The sequence below is a fragment of the Mesorhizobium sp. M0140 genome (assembly GCF_040322475.1).
Taxonomy (GTDB): domain Bacteria; phylum Pseudomonadota; class Alphaproteobacteria; order Rhizobiales; family Rhizobiaceae; genus Mesorhizobium.
This window is the reverse complement of record NZ_JAMYTM010000025.1, coordinates 32,006-47,828: the sequence shown is the minus strand read 5'-3', so window position 1 is coordinate 47,828 and position 15,823 is coordinate 32,006. Positions and strand designations below refer to the sequence as shown.

Below are 15,823 nucleotides of genomic sequence, written 5' to 3'. Positions count from 1 at the left end.
GGGGTTAGCCGGGATTGCTCGCACAATATTTCCATGGGCAGTTGGTTCCCCCGACCGCTCGCTTGGTAATTTTCGTACAGGGAATACCCTTGCCCGCGCTTTCGTCGGGCCGAACCGACAGCCGACTTCAGATGCCGATGGCGAGCCTTCAGGCTTGCATCACCTTGCGGCTGTGACGTGCAACGACACTTTCCTCATCGGTCGCAATCACGCGCACCTCCACCTTGCTCTCCGACCGACTGATGATTTCGGCGTGGGTGTCGTTGGCGTGTTCTTCAAGCACCACGCCAAGCCAGGTCAATTTTTCGCATATGGCGTTGCGGATAGACGCGGACCGTTCGCCGATGCCGGCGGTGAACACGAGGCATTCAAGACCACCCATCGTGTTTGCAAGCGCCGCGGCCTCTCTCGCGGCGCGAAAGGCGAAAAGCGCCATCGCCTCATGAGCGCGAGGATCATTGCTCGCTTCCAGCGTCCTCATGTCGCCCGAAATACCGGATACGCCGAGCAGTCCCGACTTCTCGTAGAGGATTGTCTGCAGTTCCTCAGCCGCGATGCCTCTTTCCAGCAGGAAGTACAACAGCACGCCGGGATCGATGGCGCCGCACCGCGTGCCCATGACGAGGCCATCCAGCGCCGAAAACCCCATCGTCGTATCGATGCTCTTGCCCTGCTGCAAAGCGCAAAGGCTGGCACCATTGCCGAGATGGGCGACGATGGTGCGTTTCGTCGCAAGAGTTGGCGATATCCCGCTGAGTCGCCCGGCGATGTATTCATAGGAGAGACCGTGAAACCCGTAGCGGCGCAAGCCTTGCCCTTCATACTGGCGCGGAAGGGCGAAGCGCCGCACGAGCGGATCGATCGTCTGGTGGAAAGCGGTGTCGAAACAGCCAACCTGTGGCAAGTCCGGTTGCAAGGCAGCTATCGCGCGGACCGGCGCGAGACTGCGAGGCTGATGCAGCGGAGCAAGCGGCGTCAACCTGTCGATGGCGTCGATGATGTCTGGGGTCAGACGGACAGGTTCGATGAATTCGCTTCCGCCATGCACGACGCGATGGCCGGCGCAGAGCAGGTTTCTTTCGCCAATTTCGCTCTGCACCCAATTCAGCATCTCGCCTATGGCCGCATCACGCGGCTTGTCGGCGGCGAGCTGCCGCTCGCACTGCACCGTTCCGTCGGCCGCTTTTGCCCGGAGTGTGGGTGTGTCGCCCAAGTCCAACGTGCCGCGTGAAACGAGCTGCAGATCCTGCGACGAGGCAACATCGTAAAGCGCGAACTTTATGCTGGACGAACCGGCATTCAGCGCCAGGATCGACCGGCGGATCATCGGCGCGCCTTTGCCGCGCTTTTGCCGGGCCAGCTCCATTCCTGGATTTCGGGCATGTCTTCGCCGTGCTCGCGGACATAGGCCCTGTGCTTCACCAGCCGGTCGTGGAGTTCGCCCGCAAGCCCTTCGGCCCTTTCGGCCAGTCCCGGCACGCGTTCGATGGCGGCGAGCGCGAGGTGGTAGCGATCGAGTTCATTGAGCACCACCATGTCGAACGGCGTCGTCGTGGTGCCCTCCTCGCGGAAGCCATGCACATGCATGTTGTCATGGTTGGCGCGACGGTAGGTCAGGCGATGAATGAGATAGGGATAGCCGTGATAGGCGAAGATGACAGGCCGTGTCTTCGTGAACAACGCGTCGAAGTCTCCATCGGCGAGGCCGTGCGGGTGCTCGGTGTTCGACTGCAGCGTCATCAGGTCGACAACATTGACGACACGTATTTTCAGGTCGGGGATCGCAGAGCGCAGAATGTCGGTCGCGGCCAACGTTTCCAGGGTCGGCACGTCGCCGGCGCAGGCCATGACCACGTCGGGCTCTTCGCCCTGAGCAACCGTACCGGCCCATTCCCAGATGCCCGCCCCCGCCTTGCAATGCGCTTCGGCTTCTTCAATGGACAGCCATTGCGGTGCCGGCTGCTTGCCGGCGGTAATGACATTGATGCGATTATAGGTTCTCAGGCAATGATCGGTGATCCACAGCAGAGTGTTGGCATCCGGCGGAAAATAGAGCCTTACCGTATCGGCCTTCTTGTTGGCGACCAGATCGGCAAAGCCCGGATCCTGATGGCTGAAACCATTGTGGTCCTGCCGCCAGACATGGGAGGTCAAAAGGTAATTGAGCGAGGCGATCGGCTTGCGCCAGGCAAGCTCGCCGGAGGTCTTCAGCCATTTGGCATGCTGGTTGACCATCGAATCGACAATGTGGATGAAGGCTTCATAGCAGGAGAACAGGCCGTGCCGGCCGGTGAGCAGATAGCCTTCGAGCCACCCTTGGCAAAGATGCTCACTGAGCACTTCCATGACACGTCCGTCACGGGAAAGATGGACGTCGTAGGGTTCGATGCGCTGCATCCAGATCCGATCGGTAACTTCGAACACCTCATCGAGGCGGTTGGATGACGTCTCGTCCGGCCCCATCAGGCGAAAATTCCGCGCCTCGGCATTGAGGCGGAACACCTCGCGAAGATAGCTTCCGCAAATCCGCGTCGCTTCAGCGATGACGCCACCTGGACGCGGCACTTCCAGCCCCAGGCTTTTCCAGTCTGGAAGCACAAGATCGCGCTTCAGCAGTCCGCCATTCGCGTACGGGCTTGCACCCATGCGCTTTGTCCCTGTTGGGGCAAGTGCCGCTAGCTCTGGCAACAGGTGTCCGCTTTCATCGAACAGCTCTTCCGGTTTGTAGCTTCGCATCCAGTTTTCGAGGATCGTGCGGTGGTCCTCATTTCCGCGTGCGTTCGACACCGGCACTTGATGCGAGCGCCAGAAACCCTCAACCTTCTCGCCATCGACCTCCTTGGGACCTGTCCACCCCTTGGGGCTGCGCAGCACGATCATCGGCCATTGCGGGCGTTGACCATGCCATCCCGGAGCCCGTGCCTGCTCCTGAATGGACCGGATGCGATCGAGCACCGTGTCGAGCGTCGCGGCCATCGACTGGTGCATGGAAAGCGGCTCGTGGCCTTCGACGAAGAACGGTTCGTAGCCATAGCCGGCGAAAAGCTTTCGCAATTCCTGGTCGTCCATGCGGCCGAGGATCGTTGGGCTGGCGATCTTGTAGCCGTTGAGATGCAGGATCGGCAGGACGGCGCCGTCCGACATCGGGTTCAGGAACTTGTTGGAATGCCATGCCGCCGCGAGCGGACCGGTCTCGGCTTCGCCGTCACCAACGACGCAGGCAACCACCAGGTCCGGATTGTCGAAGGCCGCACCGAAGGCATGGACCAAGGCATATCCCAGTTCACCGCCCTCATGGATTGAGCCGGGCGTCTCGGGCGCGGCATGGCTTGGCACGCCGCCGGGGAAGGAAAACTGCCGGAACAGTTTCCTGAGGCCGTCTTCGCCCTGCCCGATATCGGGATAGATCTCGCTATAGGTGCCCTCGAGCCAGGTGTTGGCAACCATTGCGGGACCGCCATGGCCCGGGCCGCAGATAAACAGAACATCAAGGTCGCTTTCGCGGATAACGCGGTTCATATGCAGGTAGAGAAAATTCAGCCCCGGCGTCGTGCCCCAATGTCCAAGCAGCCGCGGCTTGACATGTTCGGCCTTCAACGGTTCGCGCAACAGCGGATTGTCGAGCAGGTAGATCTGGCCGACCGAGATATAATTCGCGGCGCGCCAGTAACGGTCCAAGAGGTCGATCCGTTCGTGGCCGATAGCCTGCGGCGTCGCGGCTGCCTTGTCGTTCATCGACATCTCCAGCTTCGGTTCGCTGGTGATAACTGGGGCATTTTTGCGCTTGAGCAACCCCCGACTGCCGCCGTCCGGGGCGGCGTCGCGACCCGCGCAGCCAAGAGACCGGACGCTATCCCGGCGGGCACACGGCTCTGTCCGCAGATAGTCGGGAACCTTGAAGTCTTCTGGCGGTTAGAAACTGGAATCGCGAAGGCAGGCTCAAGGCAGGTACCGCGAAGGATCGCCTCGAAGCGTTGCACCAAAGGGGAGCTAAAAGATGCTCGATCTTCCTCGTGCCCGTGATCGAATGGTCAAAATCCATGTCGGCCGGCGCGGCATCCATGACCGTGAGATTCTGCAGGCTATGCGCGAAGTTCCACGCGAGGCCTTCGTCGAACCCGGCTTCGAGGAATTTGCTTATGAAGACACGCCGCTGCCGATCGCCGACGGCCAGACCATATCGCAACCCTACATCGTCGCGTTCATGATCGAGATGGCGGATGTCAAACCGGGTGACCATGTGCTCGAAATTGGCACCGGCTCGGGGTACGCGGCCGCGGTGATGAGCCGGATCGTCGAACAGGTCTACACGATAGAGCGTCATCCCGGTTTGGCCGAAACCGCGAAGCGGCGGTTTGAAAAACTCGGCTACCAAAACATCGAGGTTCGGACAGGCGATGGCACCAAGGGCTGGCCGCAGGCGGCGCCGTTCGATGCCATCGTGGTGACAGCCAGCGGTCCCGGCGCACCGCTCGCCCTTCAGGAGCAACTCGATGTCGGCGGCAGGCTCGTCATTCCGGTCGGCGACGACCCGGATTTGCAACGTCTGCTCAAAGTCACCCGGACAGGCGCCGCAACCTATAGCGAGGAGGATTTCGGCGGTGTGCGCTTCGTCCCTCTGATCGGCGAGCAGGGTTGGTCGGAAAACGGCACGGTCACCGACGTCGGTCGTCCGCTTCGACATCCCCATCCGATCAGCCTGCCTGATATGATCGCGGCCGCGGCCGAACCCCTGCCCGATTTCGACGATCCGGCCTTCGGCGCATTGTTCGATCGGTTCGCCGACCGGCGCATTGTTCTGCTTGGCGAGGCAAGCCATGGCACGTCCGAATTCTACAGGGCGCGCGCGGCAATCACCCGCAGGCTCATCGAACGCCACGGCTTCACCATCGTCGCGGTCGAGGCGGACTGGCCCGACGCGGCGGCGATCGACCGCTACGTTCGCCATCGTCGGCCCCGAACCGGCACTGGTGCGCCATTCCAGCGATTTCCGACGTGGATGTGGCGCAACACCGATGTCGCGGCCTTCACCGACTGGATGCGCCGTCACAACGAGAAGCTAGAGCCTTTGGAGCAAGCAGGGTTCTACGGCCTCGACATCTACAATATGAGCGGTTCCATCGGCGCGGTCCTCGACTATCTCGACCGGGTCGATCCCCAGGCAGCCAAGATCGCGCGCGAACGCTATGGCTGTCTGACGCCCTGGCAACACGAACCGTCCACCTACGGCCGCGCGGTGCTCACCGCCGGCTATCAAAAATGCGAAAAAGCGGTGCTGGAACAATGCCGGGACTTGCTCGCCAAACAGCTCGAATATGCAAAAAGGGACGGCACCGACTTTCTCGATGCCAGTCAGAATGCCCGGCTGATCGCGTCCGCCGAACACTATTACCGGATCATGTACTATGGCGGCGCGGAGTCCTGGAACCTGCGCGACACGCACATGTTCGAAACGTTGGAACATTTGCTGCATGCCGACGGCCCCAAAGCCAAGGCCGTGGTGTGGGCGCACAATTCCCATATCGGCGATGCCCGCTTTACCGAGATGGGCGTCGTCAGGGACGAACTGAACATCGGCCAACTCTGCCGGCAGCGTTTCGGGGATGAGGCAGCGCTGATCGGTATGGGCACGCATTCCGGCACTGTAGCGGCCGCCAGCAACTGGGATGGCAAAATGGAGGTGAAGCAAATTCGCGCGTCGCACGCCGACAGTTACGAACGGCTTTGCCACGATTCCCTTGTGTCGCGGTTCCTGCTCGACCTCGGGCGCGACACAACGCTGCGTGAGCGGTTGCTGGAACGCAGGCTGGAGCGATTTATCGGCGTGATCTACCGGCCGGAAACCGAGCTGGGCAGCCACTATGCGGACGCTTCCCTGCCCCGGCAGTTCGACGCGTTCCTATGGTTCGACAAAACCGCGGCAGTGACGCCGCTTGGCCCGGAGCATGCAAGAACCGGCGTTCCCGACACCTATCCATTCGGGCTTTAGCCGGCGCGCTGCGAACCAATGAAGAAGCCGAGGCGTGGAACCGGAACGAATTATCCGCTCTGCGATTTCAAAACTGCAATCCCCGTCGAAGGAGTTTTCTCATGACCGGAACCAAACATCCGAAATGGAAAAAACCGAGCGATGCCGACTTGGCGAACAATCCTGGTATCGGGACTTCCAAGGGAACGATCAAGGAAGGCGAAGAGTTCGAGCTTGAAGGCGAGAACAGGGTCGAAGGTGACGTCGAAAACGACACGACCGCCGCTGGCGGAATCGATCCAAGACAAAAGATGCGGACCAACAAATAGCTGCCCTGCGCGTCGCTGGGATCAACTTCGCCCGAGGAGTGAACCATGCCACTTGCCCTTAGCAGTGCCGCCTTTGCCGAAGGCGGACAAATTCCCGAAAGATACACACGAGACGGCAAAAACGTATCGCCGCCGCTGAAATGGTCTGGAGTGCCAGATGAAGCAAAGAGCCTTGTTCTCGTCGTTCAGGATCCTGACGCGCCGAGCGGAACGTTTGGTCATTGGGCGGTGTTCAACATCTCCCCGGACACAAGGGAACTTCCCGAGGCCGAAAGCGGCAAGCCGGGTCCGGGCGCCCTCAGGCAAGCAACGAATGATTTTGGCAACGCCTATTACGACGGCCCTGAGCCGCCGGTCGGACATGGCGTTCACCATTACCATTTCCGGCTGGCCGCGCTCGACATCCCGAGCCTTGCCATTCCAGCCAGCGTGGGCATCGAGCGCATCTGGCGGGAGGCGCAGAAACATTCGCTTGAGCAGGCTGAACTCATCGGAACCTACGAGCGCAATTCGTAAGTTAATGACCAGGGGCGACCGAGGTGGCCTGCTGCGCGGAACGGTTCTCCTCCTCGCCGGTTGTCTGGGAAAGGAGATGGCGCCATGTTTGGAGATATCATGTGGTTGGTCGTCGTTGCCGGCGGCCCATTGCTGCTGATCGTGCTGATGGCCTATGCCGTTATCGCACGCCGTCGGCGTGGACCCGCCGAACGAAGGGAGAGCGACCGAGCGACCGAGCGGCTATACCAGGACAAGCGTTGATCCGCATCGGCGAGACCTCCGATTGGCAAGACATCCAATCGGCAAGACATCCAATCGGCAAGACAGGGGATCGTATGCCGCACCGAAGCGACGACGATCCCCAACTACGGTCAGCGCATTATCCTTTGCCGCAACCACGCAAAGAACCTGCCGCTGATGGCTGAGCGGACCCGCGTCGCAGCCCAGCGCGCTTTCATGGTTGAGCCGACGTGGCAATCGCAGACGATGTCGTGCAACTGCCAGTCGTTCAACTCGAAAAAGCGCTTTGCCTCACCATATGTGTCGTCTTTCAAACCCGATGCGCGCAGCACTGGATCTTCGAAGGCAACCGAAATTGCCGTACCCTCGCCCCGCATCATCGCACGTGCTTCAGGGTGCAAATGTTCAGTGCCTGCAAAGGCCCCAAGGCATCGCTCGGGATTACGCTCCAGCAGTTCAGCCCAGCGCTCTACGCGCTGATTTCGTGTCATTGCGGAATAGGCAGCCGACGATTCAATCTTGGCGACGGCATGCAGTTGGTCGAGTGTTTGATGTTTCATGGCCAGCTCCTGTTGAGGCAGCGAAGCGCCCACGCCTTCAAGGGAATTACCGCGCGTTAATGCTTCGACAAGAGCGCCAGGCTGGAGAATTCGACACAACCGGATTGGGCCGGCGGGATCATAAACACGCCGGCTGCGTTCATCGACGGGGCTGCTTGTGACAAGCCACTGATCCGCGACGGGATGCATCCATGTTCATCCAGCCAATCGACTATTTCCTTGCCGTCTGGTTCGCTCTTGCCGCCGCCTCGACGCTTTATGTCGGCTTCGATCAATACCGCAACAATCCCGAACCGGTGGTGATGAAATGGGGTTTCATCCTGGTGACCCTCTATATGGGTCCATTGGGGCTGCTGCTTTATGTGCTTGCAGACAAGGAGCCACGGCCGGGCGAGCATGAAGACTTTACCAGGCCGCTGTGGAAACAGGGGGTCGGTTCGACCATCCACTGCGTTGCCGGCGATGCGACCGGCATCATTCTCGCCGCAGTCATCACGGCAACGCTTGGCTTGCCGATGTGGCTCGACCTCATCGTCGAATATCTGGCGGGCTTTGCCTTCGGCCTGTTCATCTTCCAATCGCTGTTCATGAAATCGATGATGGGCGGCACCTACCGGGAGAACGTGCGCAAGAGCTTCCTGCCCGAGTTCATCTCGATGAATTTCATGATGGCCGGCATGGCACCCGTCATGAGCTTTCTGATGATGGGGCGCGACATGCGCGCCATGGAGCCGAACGAGCTTTTGTTCTGGGGCGTGATGTCGATCGGCGTCATCGCTGGCTTCACGCTCGCCTATCCGGCCAATGTCTGGCTGGTCGCGCGCGGGCTGAAGCACGGATTGATGACGCAGCGCCCGCAGGCGAACGAAACGAGCAGTGGAGAGCCGACCGCCCACCAACAGCATGCTATGCATCACCCCAACGCCGGCGACGGCCGACGAAGCCGCAACACCTCCCATAAGTCCAAACGCAGCGGCCACCAGATGGAGACGGACGCTACCACGCCGCAGATTGCGGCCCTCGGTATTGTGTCGGTGTTGGCGCTGGCGATCGGCATGGCCGCGCCGGCCAACTGGCTGAACCTGACGCTTTCGGCGCGTGACGTCGGCGGCGCGATCATGCCGCAAGGCATGATCATGGGTCGCGACACGCCGGCGGAGGCCATGCGTGAAATGGCTGCAACCGATCCGCGTCGCGTTACCTCGTCCTATGCTCTTGCCGCCAAGGGCGACCAGGAACTGCCATTCCGCCTGGAGAACGGCGTCAAGGTGTTCGAGCTCAGACCATCGGTGGTCCGCTGGCAGATCCTGCCCAACGTCGCGGTCGACGCCTATGCCTACAATGGCCAGATTCCCGGTCCGCGCATCCACATTCGCCAGGGCGATAAGGTTCGCATCGACGTCACCAACGACCTGCCCGAAGAAACCACGGTGCATTGGCACGGCATGATTCTGCCGAACCAGATGGATGGGCCTGCCGAGATCACCCAGCCGCCGATCGAACCTGGACAATCCTATTCCTATGCATTCACCGCGACCCAGCACGGGACCTATTTCTATCATCCGCATGCCAAGCCGGACCGCACCCAGGCGCTGGGGCTTTATGGGGCGCTGATCATCGATCCCGCCAATCCTGCCGACGAGGTTCCGGCTGACCACGACTATGTCATCGAACTTCAGGAATGGCTGGTGCGTGATGGGCTGACCTACCCCTCAATGCCAATGGAAGGCGGCATGCCGAACTTCTTCACCATCAACGGTAAGGCCTATCCCGCAACCGACACCATTCCTATGAAGGTGGGCGAGACGCTGAAGGTGCGTTTCATCGGCACCAACAACGGCTTCGTCCATCCAATGCATATCCATGGCGGACCCTTCGAGGTCGTCGCCCGTGACGGTGAGACGCTTTCTCCCTCGGCACGCTTCCTGGCCGATACCATCAATGTCGGACCGGGACAGCGCTATGACGTCGTGTGGAAGGCGCTGCGTCCCGGCAAGTGGCTCATTCACTGCCACATCCCGCATCACACGACGAACAACAATGTCGAGGAGAAGGGCGGCGGCGGGTTGATGGTCGTCATCGACGTCGGCTAGATCTGCCAACCCCTGTGGATTTACCGATGTTATTCGGAGGCCGCGTTGTTGCGCGCTACTTCTTGATAATGGTTCCGTTGCGCAAGTCGAATGCTTCGGTACCGCGAGCCTGACGGTAGAAATCGTCCTGCAATTCGCCCCACTCGCCGAGAAAGGCGCCGCAATTGCTGCAATGAATTGGCGTCGATTCCTCCGCGTTGTCGGGAATGTCCATTTGGATAGTCCCACAAGCCTTGCAATCGAGTTTGTCGTCCAACCGTCGTCCCATTTCCCAATGATTGCGCATTTTCGGCCATGAGCCAATTGTCGATTTCGTACCAAATCGCTTCAACCGCCGGTGAGTCCTCCAGCCATGGCTCATCGGTCAATCGCGAGAGTCAAAAAGGACGGCCAGCCCCAGTTCCCGTGCCAGCTCGACGATCGTCTCCATCAACTCATCGTCTGTGTCCTGCAAATAAGGCGCGTCCCTACGAGCGGCCTCTATCGCCGCTTTGACCGAAACAATGTCGCCGTATCGCGCACTTCGAAGCTCCTCTGCCAGAAACGCCTTGGCGGTACCGACAGGTCTTATTGCCCATCTGGCGATGCTCATGCGGCTCCCTCCCATGGTCACCTCTGCTTGATTTTGATCCTGTCCAAGGTGCAGATCAATCGATGGTACGATTCCGTACGAAACCGCCCAACCGGTTGGGAGACAGCCGTGTGACGGACGCCCTGGCCAAGGTTTTCGGCGTCTCTCTGGGGTGAGTTGGGACGAAATCGCCCGGCGGGACCAGCCCCGCGGGAACCATCGCTCAGCATGGGGGTTTCTTCAAAATCTCCTCGAGGATGCAAGGAGCGACCATGCGCATGTTGACGATAGCTCTCGCACTTTCCGGGGCGGTCATCATTCAGCCCGTCTACGCCCAAACTGTTGGCCCGCAGCCTCCCCAGGTGACGCCACCGCAGGGCGAAGTGCAACCGGAGCTGGCGCTGCCAGATCCAGGCTCTGCTGATTTGAATTTCACCGGCGTTGCCATTATCGCCGTCGAGGATTTGCCTGACGAAATCAAGGCGCAGGCGGATGCCGTGATCAATCAAACCAGCGCCGAAGATTTGCTTCGCCTGCAAAACTCAGTCGATGCTTCGCCTCAGGCGACATCGGCTTTGAGGGCGAATGGGCTCAATTCCTCGCAGGTTGTCGCTGCAAACATAGATGGCGATGGCACGCTGACCCTGATCATCCAGACGACGACTTGAGGCGCCGAAGCAACCATTCAACTTTGCCGATCTGCAGGCGATGGGCTTTCTGTCTCGAGGTTGCGCACTTGCCCCGCGATAAAGAAGCTCCCCTTCGTCTATGCGTGGACGGGAGGCTCTTCATTCTCGTCGGGATTGGGCAGCGGGGTCTCGTCCGGGAGCCTTTCCGGTTCGGGTTCCTCGATCGGCTGGGGCTTCCATGTTGGAGGCGGCACGGGCACATCGCGATTTGGGTCTGGCTGTCTTGGCTGTGGCATCTAACTATCTCCGTTCAGTCGGAACAACTCGTGCGCCGTGGCATGGTTCCTGGCAGAATCCAGCCATCGAGATCGTTACGCCCTCAGGGCACGCGCATGTTGGTCCGCCCAGGTGCCGGCCCAAAAGTTTGCAGATCGTTCGGAACCGGTCGGATTTTCGAGCCGTTGTCATCGACAGGGATCAAGGAGAAGCGCGATGAAGGACAAGCAAGGAAATATCGACCATACATTGCCGCAGGTCGCCATCGACGATCAGCAGGTGCGACAACTGGCGGCCACGACCGATTTGCCGTCCAGGCAGGCTCGCGAACTGGTGCGCCGTCACGGCAACGATCCCCGGAAGCTGGAAGAGTTGGCGAAGTCGATCAACGCCACCAATTGAGTTCAGGCCAATGGGCACCACGGCGCATGCCGCTGGCGTCAGATTTCGAGCAAGGCGTAGGGGCGGCCGCTTGGCTTGGTCACATGCATGGCGACGTTGTAGACCTTGGCTCCGCCAGGCGTTTGACCTTCGTAAGAACCGCGATGTGCATGACCGTGCACGACAGCACTAACCTGGAATCGATCGATCGTCTCCGCCAGGCGTGAAGAGCCCAAAAATGGAAATATCTCCGGCGGTTCTCCCGCGACTGTGTCGGCAATCGGCGCATAGTGGAGGATCACCAGCGTGCGCTTCGCCCGCACCTGGCGCATCGCGTTTTCAAGTCGCATTGCCTCGTTCACGCTTTCGGCGACCATCGTCTTGATGGCCGGTTCACCGAATGAGCCGAGCATGCGTGACCCGAAGCCGCCTATGAATCCCTTCACGCCGACAAAACCCACCTCTTCGATTTCGACTGCCTGCCCGTCGAGGAGATGAACATGCGCCTGGCGCAGGATATTCGTGACGTCTTCCACCGCACCAGACTCGTAGTCATGATTGCCGAGCACCGCCACGACCGGGATCGAGCAGTTGCGCAGATCCTCGGCCAGCATCTCCGCTTCACGAGGCTTGCCGAGATTGGTCAGATCTCCCGTGAGAACGAGAATGTCCGCTTCGCTCGAAATTTCGCCGAAGAGGTTTCGATACGAGGTTTGCGCATCTTCCCGCACATGGAGATCCCCGACCGCGGCAACTTTGAGCGCGCGTGCGCCGTCCTTGGGCCCGCTGCTCTTGACGGGATCAGCCATCACGGAATTCTCCCACACCACCGACGCCGGCGAAGCCCCATTCCTTGACGTCGATTTCGTAATCGGTTTGCGAAAGCAGCCGCCCACGGCAGATCTTCATCCTTGGAGACGGCAACTGCCGTTGCTTGGCGAGGCGGTCGAGCAATTCATCGAGCAGCCACGCCGGGATATGATCGCGCTCGCTCGGATAGATCCATCTGAAATTGATAAGCTGCATCAACAGAACCTCCCAATGAACCTCCAGATAAGAAAGCAGCCGGTGCCAATCGATCTGATCGCCCGCCTTGAGAATCGTATGAGCGATATCGGCGCCATCGTGTCGCCCTCTGTCCTGGATAAAGCATTTGGACCAGATGAGTTCGGTCGGGCCGATGATCCGCACCCTGCTGCCCAACAGCTCTGTTTGGCGGGCGTGTTCCAGCCACAGGTCGCCAACAGGCACCGTGCCGTTGGCCGAGCCGAATATGACGTCGAAGAAATGCGTGCCCTTGAACACCTTGCCGAGCCACCGGTCATCCTCGATTTCGACGGCATATCCAAGCTGCTTGAAATGGGCGAGGATCCGCGCGTAATCGCCTGCCTTGCAGAAAATATCGAGGTCCTTGGTCTGGCGGGTGACACCCGTATAAGCGCTTACCGCGTAAGTCCCGGCGACCAGAAAGGGTATGTCGGTGGCGGTAAGCTCGCGGATTGCTTCCGTGTAAAATACCTCCGCCTCGGCATTTTTGAGCGTCGGCGCCGCTTTTGCATCGATCTTGGGAAGCGAGACCAGAACGTTTTCAGGCAATGGACCATTGGTCATGAAACGATGACTCCGAATCCGGCAACCGGTAGTCGCCCGCTGTGGTAACAACGTGAACCTCGCCTGGTTCCGCTACCAGGCGACCAGCCAAGGTTCATTCTCGTCACGCACTGGAAATTTCGGGATCGCGCCTGCCGATCCAAACCGCCAACGTCCTCGTCGGCAGCGCAATGTCGCCTCGAGATCGGCCCATGCCACCGCCAATGTCCCATTGGCCCAAATTTGAAACACCAGGTGGGTGATCGATCTCGATTGTTTTAGAGTTTATTGGGCTTACCCAATCGGCCCACAAAGCTGAAGCCGAGGCGCTTGACTTAGACGCAACCGATTGGCGTGCGCTAAGCCATCATCAGGATCCATCAAGCCATGACACCCTCGCCTCCCTTTCTCGGCTTTCCCGATCGCCTGACAGATGGTCACATGCCCCGCGCAGTGATCTTCGGAGCCGGTCACGGCAGCACTTATCCCGGCAAGGACAGCCGCGGCCATGCCTTGGCGGCGGATGCCATCCGAACTGCGAGCCAGGACGATGCCGCGCTCGTCGAGCACTGGGATTTCGATCTCGGTGGCCCGCTGTTCGACGGCAAGCCGGCCTCTTGCATCGACGTCGGCGATATCTTGACCACCATGCATGACAATGCCGGCAACAGGGTCAGGATCGAGGCAAAGACGCGCGAAATCCTGGTATTGCCGGCCGTGCCGATCCTGATCGGCGGCGACTGTTCCATGACCATTCCCTTCCTCTCCGGCTTTGCGGAGCACGGGCCGGTCTGGGTCCTGCAGATTGACGCCCATATCGACTGGCGCGACGAGGTGCATGGCGAACGCTACGGCTATTCGAGCCCGATGCGCAGGGCGAGCGAGATGCCGCATGTCGGAGGCATGGTGCAAGTCGGCCTGCGCAGCGTCGGCAGCGCACGCATCACCGAGATCGAAGCGGCACGGCGCTATGGCAGCCGCTTCGTGACCGCCCGCGAGGTTCACGCTCAGGGCGTCGAAGCCGCGCTCCGGCATATTCCGGAAGGCGCGCGGGTTGTCGTCACCCTCGACTGCGACAGCCTTGATCCAAGCATCATGCCGGGCGTGGCGGCGCGTACACCCGGCGGCCTCACCTACATGGAGGTGATCGACCTGATCGCCGGCCTCGGCAGACGGGCCCGGATCGCAGGGTTCGACCTTGTCGAGTTCTATCCTCCGGCTGACATTGACGACCTGTCAGCGCTGACCGCCGCGCGCCTTCTCGTCAATGTGGTCGGCACCGTCGTCCGGCAGGTTTGACGTCAAAATCCTGCTCTCCGCCGCAGACCTGCCCAAAAGCGCGTGAGCGAGCTTGCGGTTGAAATGCCCTTTTCCACACCTGGGTATTCGATCCTGCCTTGTCCGACCGGCTCGTCGCTCCAGACCAAGTTGAAAGCAATGCCCTTGAGCCCAAGCTCCCCGATCCGGCGTACGATCGTCTCCTGCAGATAGATATCGGATATTCGCACCCCGTCCGCACGCTCGGGCAGCTTGAATATCTCGGTACCGCCGATTGCGTCCGCTCGAAGGACGAGGCTTTCGATCACCATTATGCCGCCATCGTCAAAGCGAACGATCTTTGAACGTTCCTCGTCCAGCGCATCGATCACGGTGGTGACATTGCAGAGCGATATTGGCTCGTCAGCACGAAGCGGCAGGAATTCACCGTACGGTTCGAGGGTTGGCCGAAGCAACTTCAACGCCCTCGCCCGCAGGATGAGCACATGCTCGCCAAGCCATGGAAAATCTGAATATTGCCGGAACGTACCGTCGTCGTGTTCGCGCAGGATCTCCATCCCGGGCGGATGCCATTGTGTCTGCTTCCGGCCGCAGAGCGTCGAAAACAGCTGGTAGTCGTCCGCCTGTCGAGGAAGGACCCATTCCTGCCCTTCGACCACACTCAGGACATAGATATTCATCCGATCCCCCGCACATCATTGCCTTGGTAGACTCGGCCTGCTGCGCGGCTCTTCGCGCGCGTTCTCACCGCTGGTCCGCGACAGCCGTTTGCGGCACCGGCGGCAATTCGGGTGCATCCATCCCCTTGAAAGGGTCACGCCAGGCGTCGATGTCTTCAAGCCGACGGTACCAGCGGCTGACAGAGGAATAATCGTCGAGCGGCAATCTGGCGGCATCGTTGAACGGCAGAAAGGTCGCCATTCGAAAATCGGCATAGGAAACCGAATTCCCGACCAGCCACTGCCGCTCGGCAAGCACGGCGTCGAGTATTGCCGCGGCCGTATGGAATTGGTTTAGGCCCTCCTCCACCCGCTTCTGATCGATCGGGCCGATGCCGTACCGCTGTTTGGTCCCACGTTCGAAATGCACCGTGTCGCAAGCGAGTGCGAAGTGCTCCTTGCCCCAGCTGAGCCAACGGATCATCTCGGGTTCGTCATCGCCGGTGCGCCAGAAATCCGAATGCGCGTCGCGCGAGAGCCTGCAGGCTATGGCGTCTGCCTCCCAGAGGCTCTTTCCCTCATCATCCACAAGGATGGGCAGTGAGAGATTGGGATTTAACGGCCGATATTTCTCCGCCTGCCCCGGAGCGAAGGGCGAGGCGAATTCAAATTCGACTTTCGCGTCGAGATGGAGTGCCGCCGCGACCGCCAATCGAGGATTGGGATTGCGGCTGAAATACAGCTTCATAGG

General features: G+C 60.2%; 17 protein-coding genes. 8 read left to right on the top strand and 9 right to left on the bottom strand.

All coding sequences use genetic code 11. From position 1 onward, the window contains the following. Positions 1-148: 148 nt before the first annotated feature. Together NKJ37_RS23095 and NKJ37_RS23090 are read right to left on the bottom strand one after the other, a co-directional pair. A complete protein-coding gene (locus NKJ37_RS23095; RefSeq protein ID WP_352775195.1) occupies positions 149-1,327 on the bottom strand; it encodes an acetate/propionate family kinase in 1,179 nt (392 codons plus the stop codon). Next, entirely contained in the window at positions 1,324-3,735 is a 2,412-nt protein-coding gene (locus NKJ37_RS23090; RefSeq protein ID WP_352751034.1) for a phosphoketolase family protein, read from the bottom strand. The genes NKJ37_RS23095 and NKJ37_RS23090 overlap by 4 nt, the downstream gene beginning before the upstream one ends. A gap of 262 nt (positions 3,736-3,997) precedes the next feature. Here NKJ37_RS23090 and NKJ37_RS23085 point away from each other — a divergent pair, with 262 nt between their 5' ends. The 4 genes from NKJ37_RS23085 (at position 3,998) to NKJ37_RS23070 (ending at position 7,056) form a co-directional block, all read left to right on the top strand. Further along, positions 3,998-5,989: a protein-L-isoaspartate(D-aspartate) O-methyltransferase gene (locus NKJ37_RS23085; protein ID WP_352775147.1), complete on the top strand. Its 1,992-nt coding sequence runs from the start codon at positions 3,998-4,000 to the stop codon at positions 5,987-5,989. A gap of 101 nt (positions 5,990-6,090) precedes the next feature. Continuing rightward, the gene (locus NKJ37_RS23080; RefSeq protein ID WP_352775145.1) at positions 6,091-6,297 is read left to right on the top strand and encodes a hypothetical protein; all 207 of its coding nucleotides are present in this window, start codon (positions 6,091-6,093) and stop codon (positions 6,295-6,297) included. Between the two features lie 45 nt (positions 6,298-6,342). After that, positions 6,343-6,813, top strand: a complete 471-nt coding sequence (locus NKJ37_RS23075; protein WP_128304464.1) for a YbhB/YbcL family Raf kinase inhibitor-like protein — start codon at positions 6,343-6,345, stop codon at positions 6,811-6,813. An 84-nt stretch (positions 6,814-6,897) separates the two neighbouring features. Then, on the top strand, positions 6,898-7,056 hold the full coding sequence (locus tag NKJ37_RS23070; protein WP_352721411.1) for a hypothetical protein: 159 nt from the start codon (positions 6,898-6,900) through the stop codon (positions 7,054-7,056). Positions 7,057-7,166: 110 nt separating this feature from the next. On the opposite strand, the gene NKJ37_RS23065 is transcribed toward NKJ37_RS23070, so the two are convergent. Further along, positions 7,167-7,595, bottom strand: a complete 429-nt coding sequence (locus NKJ37_RS23065) for a hypothetical protein (RefSeq protein ID WP_023812000.1) — start codon at positions 7,593-7,595, stop codon at positions 7,167-7,169. Positions 7,596-7,786: 191 nt separating this feature from the next. On the opposite strand from NKJ37_RS23065, the gene NKJ37_RS23060 reads away from it, so the two are divergent. Beyond that, positions 7,787-9,688, top strand: a complete 1,902-nt coding sequence (locus tag NKJ37_RS23060) for a multicopper oxidase domain-containing protein (protein ID WP_352775142.1) — start codon at positions 7,787-7,789, stop codon at positions 9,686-9,688. Between the two features lie 55 nt (positions 9,689-9,743). Here the strand turns inward: NKJ37_RS23060 and NKJ37_RS23055 are convergent, their stop codons facing one another. Beyond that, positions 9,744-9,902 carry a hypothetical protein gene (locus NKJ37_RS23055; protein WP_023812002.1) on the bottom strand — a complete coding sequence of 53 codons (159 nt, stop codon included), beginning with the start codon at positions 9,900-9,902 and terminating at the stop codon, positions 9,744-9,746. Between the two features lie 150 nt (positions 9,903-10,052). Continuing rightward, complete coding sequence (locus NKJ37_RS23050; protein ID WP_023812003.1) at positions 10,053-10,280, bottom strand: hypothetical protein; 228 nt, start codon at positions 10,278-10,280, stop codon at positions 10,053-10,055. Between the two features lie 251 nt (positions 10,281-10,531). Between NKJ37_RS23050 and NKJ37_RS23045 the strand changes: the two genes are divergently transcribed. Further along, entirely contained in the window at positions 10,532-10,927 is a 396-nt protein-coding gene (locus NKJ37_RS23045) for a hypothetical protein (protein WP_023812004.1), read from the top strand. A gap of 453 nt (positions 10,928-11,380) precedes the next feature. Further along, entirely contained in the window at positions 11,381-11,566 is a 186-nt protein-coding gene (locus tag NKJ37_RS23040; protein ID WP_023812005.1) for a hypothetical protein, read from the top strand. 38 nt (positions 11,567-11,604) lie between these two features. On the opposite strand, the gene NKJ37_RS23035 is transcribed toward NKJ37_RS23040, so the two are convergent. Together NKJ37_RS23035 and NKJ37_RS23030 are read right to left on the bottom strand one after the other, a co-directional pair. Continuing rightward, entirely contained in the window at positions 11,605-12,354 is a 750-nt protein-coding gene (locus NKJ37_RS23035) for a metallophosphoesterase family protein (protein WP_023812006.1), read from the bottom strand. Beyond that, positions 12,347-13,156 (bottom strand): nucleotidyltransferase family protein, encoded by an 810-nt coding sequence (locus tag NKJ37_RS23030; RefSeq protein ID WP_023812007.1) that lies wholly within the window; start codon positions 13,154-13,156, stop codon positions 12,347-12,349. Before NKJ37_RS23030 ends, NKJ37_RS23035 begins: the two co-directional genes overlap by 8 nt. Positions 13,157-13,522: 366 nt before the next feature. On the opposite strand from NKJ37_RS23030, the gene NKJ37_RS23025 reads away from it, so the two are divergent. Further along, a complete protein-coding gene (locus tag NKJ37_RS23025; RefSeq protein ID WP_352721409.1) occupies positions 13,523-14,434 on the top strand; it encodes an agmatinase in 912 nt (303 codons plus the stop codon). 2 nt (positions 14,435-14,436) lie between these two features. On the opposite strand, the gene NKJ37_RS23020 is transcribed toward NKJ37_RS23025, so the two are convergent. Beyond that, positions 14,437-15,093 carry an imm11 family protein gene (locus tag NKJ37_RS23020; protein WP_352552062.1) on the bottom strand — a complete coding sequence of 219 codons (657 nt, stop codon included), beginning with the start codon at positions 15,091-15,093 and terminating at the stop codon, positions 14,437-14,439. Between the two features lie 64 nt (positions 15,094-15,157). Continuing rightward, positions 15,158-15,820 carry a glutathione S-transferase family protein gene (locus NKJ37_RS23015; protein ID WP_352721405.1) on the bottom strand — a complete coding sequence of 221 codons (663 nt, stop codon included), beginning with the start codon at positions 15,818-15,820 and terminating at the stop codon, positions 15,158-15,160. Between the last annotated feature and the right edge of the window lie 3 nt (positions 15,821-15,823).

What these genes read in the sequence shown, in the direction of transcription:
- NKJ37_RS23095 (WP_352775195.1), bottom strand. Translation starts at nt 1,327, where the DNA reads ATGATCCGCCGGTCGATCCTGGCGCTGAATGCCGGTTCGTCCAGCATA.
- NKJ37_RS23090 (WP_352751034.1), bottom strand. Translation starts at nt 3,735, where the DNA reads ATGAACGACAAGGCAGCCGCGACGCCGCAGGCTATCGGCCACGAACGG.
- NKJ37_RS23085 (WP_352775147.1), top strand. Translation starts at nt 3,998, where the DNA reads ATGCTCGATCTTCCTCGTGCCCGTGATCGAATGGTCAAAATCCATGTC.
- NKJ37_RS23080 (WP_352775145.1), top strand. Translation starts at nt 6,091, where the DNA reads ATGACCGGAACCAAACATCCGAAATGGAAAAAACCGAGCGATGCCGAC.
- NKJ37_RS23075 (WP_128304464.1), top strand. Translation starts at nt 6,343, where the DNA reads ATGCCACTTGCCCTTAGCAGTGCCGCCTTTGCCGAAGGCGGACAAATT.
- NKJ37_RS23070 (WP_352721411.1), top strand. Translation starts at nt 6,898, where the DNA reads ATGTTTGGAGATATCATGTGGTTGGTCGTCGTTGCCGGCGGCCCATTG.
- NKJ37_RS23065 (WP_023812000.1), bottom strand. Translation starts at nt 7,595, where the DNA reads ATGAAACATCAAACACTCGACCAACTGCATGCCGTCGCCAAGATTGAA.
- NKJ37_RS23060 (WP_352775142.1), top strand. Translation starts at nt 7,787, where the DNA reads ATGTTCATCCAGCCAATCGACTATTTCCTTGCCGTCTGGTTCGCTCTT.
- NKJ37_RS23055 (WP_023812002.1), bottom strand. Translation starts at nt 9,902, where the DNA reads ATGGACATTCCCGACAACGCGGAGGAATCGACGCCAATTCATTGCAGC.
- NKJ37_RS23050 (WP_023812003.1), bottom strand. Translation starts at nt 10,280, where the DNA reads ATGAGCATCGCCAGATGGGCAATAAGACCTGTCGGTACCGCCAAGGCG.
- NKJ37_RS23045 (WP_023812004.1), top strand. Translation starts at nt 10,532, where the DNA reads ATGCGCATGTTGACGATAGCTCTCGCACTTTCCGGGGCGGTCATCATT.
- NKJ37_RS23040 (WP_023812005.1), top strand. Translation starts at nt 11,381, where the DNA reads ATGAAGGACAAGCAAGGAAATATCGACCATACATTGCCGCAGGTCGCC.
- NKJ37_RS23035 (WP_023812006.1), bottom strand. Translation starts at nt 12,354, where the DNA reads ATGGCTGATCCCGTCAAGAGCAGCGGGCCCAAGGACGGCGCACGCGCG.
- NKJ37_RS23030 (WP_023812007.1), bottom strand. Translation starts at nt 13,156, where the DNA reads ATGACCAATGGTCCATTGCCTGAAAACGTTCTGGTCTCGCTTCCCAAG.
- NKJ37_RS23025 (WP_352721409.1), top strand. Translation starts at nt 13,523, where the DNA reads ATGACACCCTCGCCTCCCTTTCTCGGCTTTCCCGATCGCCTGACAGAT.
- NKJ37_RS23020 (WP_352552062.1), bottom strand. Translation starts at nt 15,093, where the DNA reads ATGAATATCTATGTCCTGAGTGTGGTCGAAGGGCAGGAATGGGTCCTT.
- NKJ37_RS23015 (WP_352721405.1), bottom strand. Translation starts at nt 15,820, where the DNA reads ATGAAGCTGTATTTCAGCCGCAATCCCAATCCTCGATTGGCGGTCGCG.